Below are 12,265 nucleotides of genomic sequence, written 5' to 3'. Positions count from 1 at the left end.
CGCTCACAGCACCACGTTGAAGACGACCGTGTCGGAACCGGCCGCCGCCGAAATGGCGAAGCGCAACTGCCACACGCCGCTCATGGTGAATTTCAGCCCCTCGATCCTGTAGCGCCCCTCGCCAAGATAATCGGTCGCCTGCGGACTGGTCGGCAAGCCGTGATTGTGCTGCGGCATGCCGCCGGACACCGAGATCGCCGCACCTTCCACGGAATCGCCGTTGACCGTCTTCAGGGTCAGCAACCAGGATTGCAGTTCGCCTTGCCGGATAACGCCGCGTTCCGGCTGAATGCTGGCGACAAACAAGCCGTTCGCCGTCTTCTTCGAGCGCGAAATATCCGGGCCCGGCGCCGACTGCGGCGCGGTCAGATAGACGATCGCCAATATGCCAGCCAGCAAGCCGGCCAGACCAACGCCCGCAAGAAGATAACGCCATATCGATGCCAAACCGGTTCCTCTTCTGGGCATAACGTCTCGGGAAGCAATTCGCGTCCCGCCGCTTCTGTGGGAAAACGCTTCTGGCGCAAAAAACCGCCGCCGCCAAGCATGGCGCTGCCGGCCGCAAAAAGCTACAGCAGCGAACTGATCCGGAGACAGATACATGGCAGCAGACGGCGTCGCTTCGATCGGTGAATGCATGCTCGAGCTGTCCGGCCAGGCCGGGCCGAACTGGCGCATGGGCTTTGCCGGCGACACGTTCAACACGCTGTGGGCGCTGCATGCGCTGAGCGGCGAGCGGCCGGCGACCTATGTCTCGGCCTTCGGCGACGATCCCTTCTCGCAGGGCCAGATTTCGTTCTTCGCCGAAAACGGCATCGACATCGGCGCCAGCCCGGTCATCCCAGGCGCGCGGCCCGGCCTCTACGCCATCACCTTGACCGGCGCCGAACGCGCCTTCACCTACTGGCGCAGCGACGCGGCGGCCAGGCGGCTCGCCTCGGACCCGGCCGCCTTGGCAAAAAGCCTTGAAAACCAGGCTCTTGTGTATTTTTCCGGAATCACTTTGGCAATTCTGGATGCCGCCGCGCGCAAGACGTTGCTGGCGGAAGTGTCCAAGGCGCGGGCTGCCGGTTCGCTCGTCGCCTTCGACCCCAACTACCGGCCGCGCCTGTGGCAGAGCCGCGAGGAGGCGCAAGCCGCGATCCTCGACGCGCTTGCCGTCACCGACATCGCGCTGCCGACCTTTCCCGACGAGCAGATGCTGTTTGGCGACACGGCATCGCAAGCGACCGCCGAGCGGTTCGGAAAACTGGTCGGCGAAGTCGTCGTCAAGAATGGCGAGGAACCCGCGCTGATCGCCACTGGCGGAGCCCTGCAGCCGGTTCCGGCCCAGCATGTCGCCACCCCGGTCGACACCACCGGCGCCGGCGATTCCTTCAATGGCGGCTATCTCGCCGCCCGGCTTGCCGGCCATGCCCCGGCGGATGCCGTGCAGCGCGCGCATCGTGTCGCCGCCGCTGTCGTGCAGGTGCGAGGCGCGCTGGCGCCGTTCGAGGTTCTAAGAACCGCTTTCGAGGGCTAAGACCTTAGGGAAGCCTGAAACGATATTCCGTCACCTGATGATAGATCTGGCCCGGCCACAGCGTGGCCTGCGGGAAATAGGGCCGGTTCGGCGCGTCGGGCCAGGTCTGCGCTTCCAGGCAAAAGCCGGAAAACGCCTTGTAGCGCCGTCGGTCCAGGCCGCCCGAGGTCGGCGCGACATACTGGCCGGTGTAAAGCTGCAGGCCCGGCTCGGTGGTCCAGACTTCCATCTCGACGCCGGAATTGGCGCCTTGCGCCCACGCCACCTGGTGAAGCGGGCCCCGGGCTGACGCCAGGCAGAAATTGACGTCGTAGGGAAGCTGCTCGCCTTCCGTTTCCATGCGCAGCGGCCGCGCCTGGCGGAAGTCGAAGGGCGTGCCGTCGACAGGTTTGACGACGCCGGTCGGGATCATCTCGCCATCGACCGGCGTATAGGCGCCGGCATTCAGCATCAGCCGGTGGTCGAGAATGTCACCGGTGCCGCCATCGTCGAGATTGAAATAGGAATGCTGCGCCAGATTGCACAGCGTCGGCTCCTCGCAGGTGGCGGTCAGCTCCATCGAGAGCGTGCCGGGAATCTTCAGCCGGTAGGTGCAGGTGACGTCGAGCGCGCCGGGAAAGCCCATCGTGCCCTCGGGATCGTGCAGGGTCAGGGTGACGAAATCCCGGCCATGCAGCGAAACCGTCCACGGCCGCTGGAAGAAGCCCTCCGAACCGCCATGCAGCGTGTGCTTGCCGAGGAAATTGCGCTCGGTCTGGTAGCGCTGGCCGGCAATGGTGAAGCGGCCGTCGCGGATGCGGTTGGCGTAACGGCCGACGACCGCGCCGAAGAAGGCCCGGTCGGTCTCGTAAGGCTCGAAGCGGTCGTAGCCCAGCACCAGCGGCGCATCGTGGCCGGCGAGGCGCAGATCCTGGATGATTGCGCCGAGCCCGATGATGTTGGCGCTGATGCCGCCGCCCCGGATGGTGAAACGGCGAACGGGTTCGCCCGCCTGCGTCGTGCCGAAGACTTCGCCGTCCTTCATCGCTATGTCCAAATGCTAATTCGTCGATCTATCGACTTAGAGCAATTCCAGGAAAAGTGTGAAACGGTTTTCCGTCCGGAATTGCAAAAAACAAAGAACTGGAGCGGTTCGGCGTTTCCGTGAAACGCTGAACCGCTCCAGGCCGGCTGAATGTCGTCTGGCAAGGGCCGGCCCGCGGCCTGCCCTGCCCGTCAATGATTTAGAGGCCGAGACCCCCGATGCAGACATATTTGGTGTCGAGATAGTCCTCGATGCCCTGATGTCCGCCTTCCTTGCCGAGGCCCGATTCCTTGACGCCGCCGAACGGCGCTTCCGGCGTGGTGATCAGGCCTTCATTGACGCCGACCATGCCGTATTTCAGGCCTTCCATGACCCGGAAGGCGCGGCCGAGGTCGCCGGTGTAGAAATAGGCGGCAAGGCCGAACTCGGTGTCGTTGGCAAGCGCAATGGCTTCCTCCTCGGTCTCGAACTTGAACACCGGGGCGATCGGGCCAAAAATCTCTTCCTTCATGAAGCGCATGTCAGGCTTCGCATCGGCGATGACGGTCGGCTGGAAGAATGAGCCGCCAAGCGCGTGGCGCTTGCCGCCGGCAACGACCTTGCCGCCCTTCGACGTGGCGTCGGCGATGAATTCCTCGACCTTCTCGACCGCCTTCACGTCGATCAGCGGTCCCTGCTGCACGCCCTCTTCCAGGCCCGAGCCAACCTTCAGCGCATTGCTGGCAGCGGCCAGCTTCTCGACAAACTTGTCGTAGATGCCGGCCTGCACCAGGAAGCGGTTGGTGCACACGCAGGTCTGGCCTGAATTGCGGTATTTGGCGGTGATGGCGCCGGCGACGGCGCGATCGAGGTCGGCATCGTCGAAGACCACGAACGGCGCATTGCCGCCGAGTTCCATCGAGACCTTCTTGACGGTGACGGACGACTTCTGGATCAGCAGCTTGCCGATCTCGGTCGAGCCGGTGAAGGTGATCTTCGACACCAGCGGATTGGCGCAGATCTCGTCGCCGATTTCGCCGGCAGCACCCGTCAGGATGTTGATGACGCCCTTTGGGAAGCCGACTTCCTCGGCGAGCGCGCCCCATGCAAGGCCGGAATACGGCGTCTGCGAGGCGGGCTTGACCACGGCGGTGCAGCCGGCGGCAAGCGCGGGGCCGAGCTTGCGGGCAAGCATCGAGGAGGGGAAATTCCACGGCGTGATGGCGGCAATGACGCCGACCGGCTCCTTGGTCACCAGGATGCGGCGATCGCCCCACGGCGATGGCACGACATCGCCATAGGTGCGGCGGCCTTCCTCGGCAAACCACATGATGTAGGCGGCGGCCGAACCGATCTCGCCCTTGGATTCGGCGAGCGACTTGCCCTGCTCGATGGTGAGCAGTTCGGCCAGCACATCCTGATTATCCATCATCGCGTCATGCAGCTTGCGCAACAGCTTCGAGCGCTCCAGCGCGGTCGTCTTGCGCCAGGTCTTGAAGGCTTCGCTTGCGGCTTCGATGGCGCGGCGGGTTTCCGCCTTGCCCGACTTCGGCACGGTGCCGATCTTGAGACCGGTGGCCGGGTTGTTGACGTCGACCGCTTGGCCGCTGTCGGCCTGCACCCATTCGCCATTGATGAGATTGGCCTGGCGCATGAAATGGCTGGTTTTCTGCAGCATGGTCTAGCCTCCGTTCGGCGCACTGACGGGCCGGTCTGTGGATGTCTTCGATGAGCGCGCGCAATGGCCTGGATGCCCGACACGCTGAGCCACTGCTCTTTACCTAGGGCAAGCTCGGCAAGCAATTGCAAGATGGCATATAGGCTTTGGGCCAGCCAAACGCCAGAGAAAATTCACATGTAAATTAGTTTGGGCCCCAGCCTTGCCGAAGACCAAGCCTACCCAAAGACATGAACCACCACCGTCAGCCAAAAGGCGGTTGTAACAACCGCGCTTGCCGTGGCGATGGTCATCTGGTTCGACGCCAGCGCCTGGCCGGTGTTGAACTGAACGGCGATGAGATAGGAATTGATGCCGGACGGCAGCGCCGCCACCACGACCGCCACTTTGGCCGTCAAGGGCGGCAGGCCAAACAGCCAGACCAGGCCGAGCACCAGCGCCGGCATCAGGAACAGTTTCAGCGTCGACAGCGCCAGCGCCGGTCGGATGTTACCGGAAATGCCGAAACGGCGCAGGCTGAGCCCCATGGCGAACAGCGCCACCGGCCCGGCGGTGTTAGCCAGCGCATCGACCAGCCGCGTCGCAAGGTTCGGCAGCGGCGCGCCGGTGAGGCGCCATGCCAGCCCGGCCAGGATGCCGATGATCAGCGGGTTCGTGAACAGTCTTCTCAGAAAGCTCTGGATGATGCGCAGCGGGTGTACGGGCTCGCTGCCGCCGCGGCCAAATATCTCGAACATGATGATCGAAGCCATCATCATGGTCGGCAGGTGCACGGAAACGAGCAGCGACAGCACTTCGAATCCGCTGGACCCGAATACGCCGAGAACGAAGGGAATGCCCAGCAACACCACATTCGAGAAGGATGACGACACTCCACCGACGATGCCGGTGCGCGCGTCCCGCCCGAAGATCCGTGTCGTCACCAGATGGCCGGCGGCCCATGTCATTGCAACCGCCGCGAAATAAGCACCCCACAGCGACCAGGGCGCCACGCCGTGGAAATCGGAATTCACCATCGTCCGAAACAGCAGCAGCGGCATCGCCACGTTGATGGCGAATTCGGAGATGCCGTCCCCGCTGGCCGGTTTCAGATAGCCGGTGAGCCCGGTGACATAGCCGAGCGCAACGAGGCTGAAGACGAAAAGAACGGTTTCGGTAAGCGGAGACATTTTTCAGGGATAGGCGAGCCCGGATTCCAGCGCAATCGCCATGATCTTCAGAAACTGATCCTCGATCCGCCCGGCGCCTGAATTTGATCATGGTCGGGTGGCAGCGCTATACAGGCTTGGGATCATCAGGGCGGACACACAGCGAATGGTTGCGACGCCGAAACAGCGTCATTTCAGACAGGGGTGGCTGGCGGGTTTCGTCGCTATACTGCTTTGCCTTGGCGTATCTGAGGCCCAGGCCGCCGAGACCAAAAGTCTCAAGGGCGTGGCGCTGATCATCGGCCAGTCGAAATACGAACACATCGCAGCCCTTGCCAACCCGGCCAACGACGCCCGCGACATGGCCAAGATGCTGACCGACCTCGGCTTCGACGCCCGCAACGTCACCGATCGCGATGCCGCCAAGCTGAAGCGCGATCTCGATCGGTTTGTCGAGGACGCCGAAGGCGCCGACGTCGCCTTCATCTATTATTCCGGCCACGGCATCGAGGCGGGCGGCGAGAATTATCTGGTGCCGGTCGATGCCGACGTCTCGTCGTTGAAAAATGCTGGTGAGGCGCTGGTGCCGATTTCAGCCGTCATGGACGAGCTGAAAAAGACCGTGCCGGTGACGATCGTGCTGCTTGACGCCTGCCGCACCAACCCGTTTCCGCCGGACGCGGTCGTGCGACGCGGGCCGACGGCTTCCGCCGAGCCTGTCGGCGCCGGCGGGCTGGAACCGGTGCGCGGCGCAAAAGCCCTCGCCGATGCCTCATTGGATAATGCCAGCCTGGGAACCGTGGTCGGCTTCGCCGCTGAGCCGGGCCGACCCGCACTTGATGGCGCCGCCGGCGAAAACAGCCCCTACGCCGCCGCCCTGCTGCGCCACCTCACCGCGATGAAAGGCACGGAATTCGGCTCGGTCATGCGCATGGTCACCGAGGAGGTCTATCTCGACACCAAGGCAAAGCAGCGCCCCTGGGTCAGCGAGAGTCTGCGTCGCCTGCTCTATTTCGGCGTCGCGCCGCCGGAACCGACCGGCGACGACGGGCTGATCACCGGTGAGCGGCGGCAATTGCTGCTGACCATTTCCGACCTGCCCGATCCCAAACGGGCTCAGGTGGAGTTGGCTTCTCTGCAGGACGGCGTGCCCCTTGACGCGCTCTACGGCGTGCTCAAGGCGCTCGGCACGGAAAAGATCCCTGAGGATCCCAACGACCTGCAGAAGGTGCTGGACAGCCAGGCCGAGCGTCTGAAGAAGATGATGGCCGAGCGCGCCGCATTACGCACCGACGATCCCGAGATCAGTCGCCTGGTCGCATCCGCCGACAAGGCCATAGGCCAGGGCGCCATGGTGACGGCGCGCAAATTCCTCGACGACGCGGTCGGCCGGATCGAGGAAAACAGCGGTGCGGTCGACGAGGCCGAGGACCTGCTCCGGCAAAAGCGCATCGCCGACGCCGCCATCTATGCCAAACGCGCCGACGCCGCCGCGCTGGTCTTCGACTACAAATCCGCCGCCAACGACTATGCCAAGGCGTATTCGTTGGTCGAGAAGTGGGACGAAAAGCTGCGCTGGAACTACAAGAACCAGGAGGCCGAGGCGTTGAACGCTCATGGCTACGCCACCGGCGACCTCGATGCGCTGCAGCACTCCATCGAGGCCTATCGCACCATCTTGAACTTCATCCCCAACGGCGAACAGAATCGCGACTGGGCAATCACCCGCAACAACATGGCGGTGGTGCTGCAGACCATTGGAGAGCGCGAAACCGAGACTGCGCATCTCGAAGAAGCAGCGGTGATTTTCCGCGATTCGCTGGTGGTGTTCGAGCGCGAGAAGGACGACCGCAACTGGGCCGCGGCGCAGAACAACCTGGCCAACGTGCTTCTGAAGATCGGCGAACGCGAGAGCGACCCGAAGCGTCTCAATGAAGCGGTGGCGGCGACGCGCGCCACCCTTGAGAAGCGTCCGCGCGACAAGCTGCCGTTGGACTGGGCCGGTTCGCAGAACAATCTAGGCCTCGCGCTCTATGCACTCTCCGAGCGTGAGCCTGCCGGCGAGCATCTCACCCAGGCCGAAGCAGCCTACCGGCTGGCGCTTGAGGAATACACACGCGAGAAAGCACCCGTGGAATGGGCGATGGTCGAGAACAATCTCGGCAACACGCTTGTAACGCTTGGCATCCAGCTCAACGACAAGGCGAAGATCAACGAGGCGGCCGACGCGTTTCGCGCCGCGCTGGAAGTGCGAACCCGCGAAACTTTCCCGGTGTCCTGGGCGACCAGCCGCCTCAACCTGGGCAATGCGCTGAGCGGTATCGCCCGCTTCGATATGGGCACGGCTACGCTCGAAGAAGCTGCTGCTGCCTATGACGACGCTCTGACGGTGTTTACCCGCAAGCGCTTCCCGATGGACTGGGCGTCAGCCCAGAACAATCTCGGCTCGATCTATCAGACGCTGGGCCAGCGCACGCGTGATGCGGCCAAGCTGGAACAGTCGGCGGCAGCCTTCCAGGCGGCACGGCAGGTCTATGTCAGGCGGAAGTTCCCGCAGGACTGGGCGATGAGCTACTACAATCTCGGCAACACGCTGCAGCTTCTCGGCGGCGTCACCGACAAGCCCGAGCATTACAGCGAGGCGGTCGACGCCTACGGCAATGCGTTGCGCGAGTACAAGCGCGAGACCAACCCGCGGCAATGGGCAATGGCCCAGGCCGGCCTGGGCTCGACGCTGCACTGGTTGAGCATGAGCAATGGCGATGCCAAGACGCTGCAGGATTCGATTGCGGCGCGGCGGGCAGCGCTCGAAATACTCACCATCGAGGCCGCGCCGGTCGACTGGGCCAACGCTCAAAATGGCATCGGTATGAGCCTGCTCAATCTCGGCAATCTCCAGCGGACCGACAAATATCTCAACGACGCCGAAGCGGCGTTCACGGCGGCGCTGAAGGTGTTTACGCGCGAAAGTCAGCCGCTGCAGTGGGCCTTCGAGCAGAACAATATCGGCGACGTCCACTGGAACCGCGCCAGCTATGGCGCGGGCAAGCCGGAATATCTCAAGGCGATCGAATTCTTCGAGAACGCCAAGCAGGGCTTCACCGAAGCCGGCTACACGATCCCTATCCCGCTCACCGATCAGAAGATCGAGCTGGCGAAGAAGCAAATGGCGAAAATGTGAAGCGAACCGAGGGTTCGCCTTTCGCTTGTCTTTGTGCCGGCTTTCCGATCCCTATATCAGAATGACCGGAGCGGCATCCGGCTCCCGGAAAGGTTTCGATGATTCGGTTTGTGCTGTCGCTGTTCCTGCTTGCTGTTCCCGCCGTCGCCCACGCGACCGACGCCGGCTGGGCGCTGCTGCGTGACGGCGGCCATGTCGTGCTGCTTCGCCATGCACTGGTCACCGGCACCACCGACCCCGCCAATTTCGTCATCGACAACTGCGCCACCCAGGTCAACCTATCGGCGCGCGGCAAGCAGCAGGCGAGCAAGATCGGCGCCTTGTTCGGCGCCCGCGCCGCCCCCATCGAGCGGGTGCTGTCCAGCCGCTATTGCCGCTGCCTCGACACTGCCCGCATCGCCTTCGAAGCGGAGCCGGAGCTCTTTGCGCCGCTAGACCTCCTGAGGAGCGATCCGACCGAGAAGGCCGCGCAGCTCGACGCGGTGATGAAGGAAATCCGCGCCTACACCGGTTCGGACAATCTGGTCATGGTCACGCATCTCGAAAACATCGTCGCGCTGACCGGCGTCTCGCCGCGCGAGGGCGAAGCGGTGGTGGTCGAGCCGCAGGGCGATGGCTTGCGCGTGCTCGGCCGCGTCACGTTCTGAGAAAGCCAGTGGTCAAGCTCCGCGAAAACTGAGCTGACGTAACGTCAACTGGGAGGGCCGCCGGCTTGTCGGGCTGCCCTTCTTGTCTTCACGGAAGGGCCATCCCATCTGCGCCCGGCGCATCAGGCCTTTTCCTGCCGGGAAAAACCGATTAGACAGCGCCCAAACCAGATGCGGACAGATTCCGCCCGCAACCGAAGGAAGAGCCCTTGTCCACCACGTTCGACAAAGTCGCCAAGATCATTGCCGACACCAGCGAGATCGATATCGACACCATCACTCCCGAGAGCCACACGATCGACGATCTCGGCATCGACAGTCTCGATTTCCTTGATATCGTCTTTGCCATCGACAAGGAATTCGGCATCAAGGTGCCGCTGGAAAAGTGGACCCAGGAAGTCAATGACGGCAAGGCTTCGACCGACGATTACTTCGTCATGAAGAACCTGTGCGCCAAGATCGACGCGCTGGTCGCCGCCAAGACCGCCTGATATCGGCTGGCGCGCGGCCTTGACGGGCTGCGCCGCCTGACCCACAAAGCCGCTCATGAGCAGCCGTCGCGACGTCGTCATCACCGGTATCGGCCTTGTCTCCTCGCTGGGAGAGGGTCCGGATACCCACTGGCAGAAGCTGGCGCAGCCCGGCTTGCAGCCGGTGCTCGAAGCCGCGCGCTTTGCGCCCTACACCGTGCATCCCCTGCCGGAGATCGACTGGAACCTGCAGATCGCCAAGCGCGGCGACCAGCGGCAGATGGAAACCTGGCAGAGGCTGGGCACCTATGCCGCCGGCATGGCGCTGGACGACGCCGGCATCAAGGGCAATGACGATCTCTGCACGACCATGGACATGGTTGTCGCTGCCGGCGGCGGCGAGCGAGACGAGGCGGTCGATGCCGCCATCCTCGCCGCGTCCGAGAGCCGCAACGACCGCGACGTGCTGCTCAACGAGAAGCTGACCACCGAATTGCGGCCGACGCTTTTCCTGGCCCAGCTCTCCAATCTGCTCGCCGGCAACATCTCCATCGTCCACAAGGTGACGGGATCGTCGAGGACCTTCATGGGCGAGGAAGGTGCCGGCGTCGCCGCCGTCGAGACCGCCGCCGCGCGCATCCGCTCCGGACAGTCGACGCACATACTGGTCGGCGGCGCCTTCCAGACCGAACATTCCGACATGCTGCTCGGTTATGAGCTGGCCGGTTATCTGCATCGCGGCCCATGGAAGCCGGTCTGGCAGAGACAGGGCGCCGAGGGCGGCGGCCTGGTCTCCGGCTCCGGTGGCGCCTTCCTGGTGCTGGAGCAGCGCGAACACGCGCAAAGGCGTGAGCGGAAAATCTATGCCGAGCTCGGACCGGTCGTCTCAGGCCGCGCCCGGCGCTCGCGCGGCGAGCTTGACGCCGAGATCGCGACACTGCTCAAACAGGCAACTCTCCCCAGCGGCAAGCTGCTTGCCCTGTCGGGCGCATCCGGGGCGCATACCGCAACGTCAGCCGAAAAGTCAGCGCTGGATGCCAATCCGGCGATATCGGCGCGCGGCTTCGCGACGCTGACCGGGCATATGAAGGAAGCGCAGTTTCCATTCGCGGTCGCCCTCGCCGCCCTGGCCGTCGACCGCAAGGCCGCCTACCCCGTTTTCGACGCCGCGGCCGAGAAGCCGTTCGAAGGCATTCCCGAAACCGTGCTCGCAACGGCGATCGGCTATCACCAATTCGAGGGCATGGCGCTGGTCAACGCTGCTTGAAGCAGCGCTGCGCGATCATGCTGCAAAGTTAAGAGGTTCCGGATGGCCAATCTCAGAGATCACATGGGCAGGCCGATCGTCGCCGTCACCGGCATCGGCGTGGTAACCTCGCTCGGCATCGGCAAGGCCGATAACTGGGCGGCACTGACCTCCGGCAAATCGGGCATCCACCCGATCACCCGCTTTCCCGTCGACCACCTCAACACCCGCATCTCCGGCATGGTCGATTTCCTCGACTCAAGCTCGAAAGGCGCCAGCCTGCTGACCTACGAACTGGCCGAAACCGCAGCGAAGGAGGCGGTGGCCGAATCCGGCCTCGATTCCTCTGACTTCGGTGGCCCGCTCTTCCTCGCCTCGCCGCCGGTCGAGCTCGACTGGCAGGATCGCTTCGCGCTCTACAATTCCGACGGCCAAGGCGCCGGCGCCGAAAGGCTGCTCAGGGTGGCGCGCGGGCTGAAGGAAACAGATACGTTCGCAAGCACGCAGTTCGGCGCGATCGCCGACCGGCTGGCCGACCGCTTTGGCACGCGCGGCCTGCCGATCACGCTGTCGACGGCCTGCGCTTCGGGCGCCACCGCCATCCAGCTCGGCGTCGAAGCGATCCGCCGCGGCGAATGCGACCGGGCGCTGTCCATCGGCGCCGACGGTTCGGCAACCGCCGAGGCGCTGATCCGCTTTTCGTTGCTCTCGGCGCTGTCGACCCACAATGACATCCCTGAAAAGGCGTCAAAACCCTTCTCCAAGGACCGCGACGGCTTTGTGCTGGCCGAAGGCTCCGGCGCTCTGGTGCTGGAATCGCTTGAGGCAGCCCTTGCTCGGGGCGCCAGCGTTCTCGGCATCCTGCGCGGCTGCGGTGAAAAGGCCGACGATTTCCATCGCACCCGTTCCAAGCCCGACGGTTCGCCGGCGATCGCAGCAGTCCGCGCCGCCCTTGCCGATGCCGGCTTGAGCAAGGACGAGATCGACTACGTCAACGCTCACGGCACCTCGACACCGGAAAACGACAAGATGGAGCATCTGTCGCTGTCGACCGTGTTCGGCGATCGCATCGGCTCGATGCCGGTCTCGTCCAACAAGTCGATGATCGGCCACACGCTGTCGGCGGCCGGCGCCGTCGAAGCGGCGTTTTCGCTGATGACCATGCGCGAAAGCGTCATTCCGCCGACCATCAACTACGACAATCCCGACCCGGCAATCGTGCTCGACGTGGTGCCCAACAAGAAGCGCAATGCCGAGGTTCGTAGCGTTCTGTCGAACTCGTTCGGCTTCGGCGGCCAGAACACTTGCCTTGTCATGGCGCGGGAACCGGTCTAAGCGACCTTTTTCAGCCAGACTGAACTGACAGGTCC

At 63.9% G+C, this 12,265-nt stretch carries 10 protein-coding genes; 6 read left to right on the top strand and 4 right to left on the bottom strand.

All coding sequences use genetic code 11. The features are described 5' to 3' along the window. Window positions 1-3 precede the first annotated feature (3 nt). Entirely contained in the window at window positions 4-678 is a 675-nt protein-coding gene (locus NKH38_RS08645) for a FixH family protein (protein ID WP_245260578.1), read from the bottom strand. Between NKH38_RS08645 and NKH38_RS08640 the strand changes: the two genes are divergently transcribed. After that, entirely contained in the window at window positions 602-1,522 is a 921-nt protein-coding gene (locus NKH38_RS08640) for a sugar kinase (RefSeq protein ID WP_023725631.1), read from the top strand. The genes NKH38_RS08645 and NKH38_RS08640 overlap by 77 nt on opposite strands. A 4-nt stretch (window positions 1,523-1,526) precedes the next feature. On the opposite strand, the gene NKH38_RS08635 is transcribed toward NKH38_RS08640, so the two are convergent. The 3 genes from NKH38_RS08635 to NKH38_RS08625 form a co-directional block, all read right to left on the bottom strand. Next, entirely contained in the window at window positions 1,527-2,552 is a 1,026-nt protein-coding gene (locus NKH38_RS08635; RefSeq protein ID WP_352763567.1) for an aldose epimerase family protein, read from the bottom strand. A gap of 193 nt (window positions 2,553-2,745) precedes the next feature. Further along, window positions 2,746-4,203: an NAD-dependent succinate-semialdehyde dehydrogenase gene (locus NKH38_RS08630; RefSeq protein ID WP_023714372.1), complete on the bottom strand. Its 1,458-nt coding sequence runs from the start codon at window positions 4,201-4,203 to the stop codon at window positions 2,746-2,748. A 218-nt stretch (window positions 4,204-4,421) separates the two neighbouring features. Beyond that, window positions 4,422-5,372 (bottom strand): AEC family transporter, encoded by a 951-nt coding sequence (locus tag NKH38_RS08625; protein ID WP_023670444.1) that lies wholly within the window; start codon window positions 5,370-5,372, stop codon window positions 4,422-4,424. A 145-nt stretch (window positions 5,373-5,517) separates the two neighbouring features. Between NKH38_RS08625 and NKH38_RS08620 the strand changes: the two genes are divergently transcribed. The 5 genes from NKH38_RS08620 (at window position 5,518) to NKH38_RS08600 (ending at window position 12,230) form a co-directional block, all read left to right on the top strand. After that, a complete protein-coding gene (locus tag NKH38_RS08620; RefSeq protein WP_023696482.1) occupies window positions 5,518-8,532 on the top strand; it encodes a caspase family protein in 3,015 nt (1,004 codons plus the stop codon). Between the two features lie 98 nt (window positions 8,533-8,630). Then, a complete protein-coding gene (locus tag NKH38_RS08615) occupies window positions 8,631-9,179 on the top strand; it encodes a histidine phosphatase family protein (protein ID WP_023670442.1) in 549 nt (182 codons plus the stop codon). A gap of 209 nt (window positions 9,180-9,388) precedes the next feature. Then, window positions 9,389-9,670 carry an acyl carrier protein gene (locus NKH38_RS08610; protein ID WP_010909964.1) on the top strand — a complete coding sequence of 94 codons (282 nt, stop codon included), beginning with the start codon at window positions 9,389-9,391 and terminating at the stop codon, window positions 9,668-9,670. Between the two features lie 55 nt (window positions 9,671-9,725). Further along, window positions 9,726-10,916 (top strand): beta-ketoacyl-ACP synthase, encoded by a 1,191-nt coding sequence (locus NKH38_RS08605; protein ID WP_352763480.1) that lies wholly within the window; start codon window positions 9,726-9,728, stop codon window positions 10,914-10,916. A gap of 42 nt (window positions 10,917-10,958) precedes the next feature. Further along, window positions 10,959-12,230 (top strand): beta-ketoacyl-ACP synthase, encoded by a 1,272-nt coding sequence (locus NKH38_RS08600; RefSeq protein WP_352763478.1) that lies wholly within the window; start codon window positions 10,959-10,961, stop codon window positions 12,228-12,230. Window positions 12,231-12,265 lie beyond the last annotated feature (35 nt).

It is taken from the genome of Mesorhizobium sp. M1078, from assembly GCF_040318615.1.
In the GTDB taxonomy this organism is placed as follows: Bacteria; Pseudomonadota; Alphaproteobacteria; order Rhizobiales; family Rhizobiaceae; genus Mesorhizobium.
The sequence above is the reverse complement of the archived record's forward strand: the minus strand, read 5'-3'. Positions and strand labels throughout refer to the sequence as shown.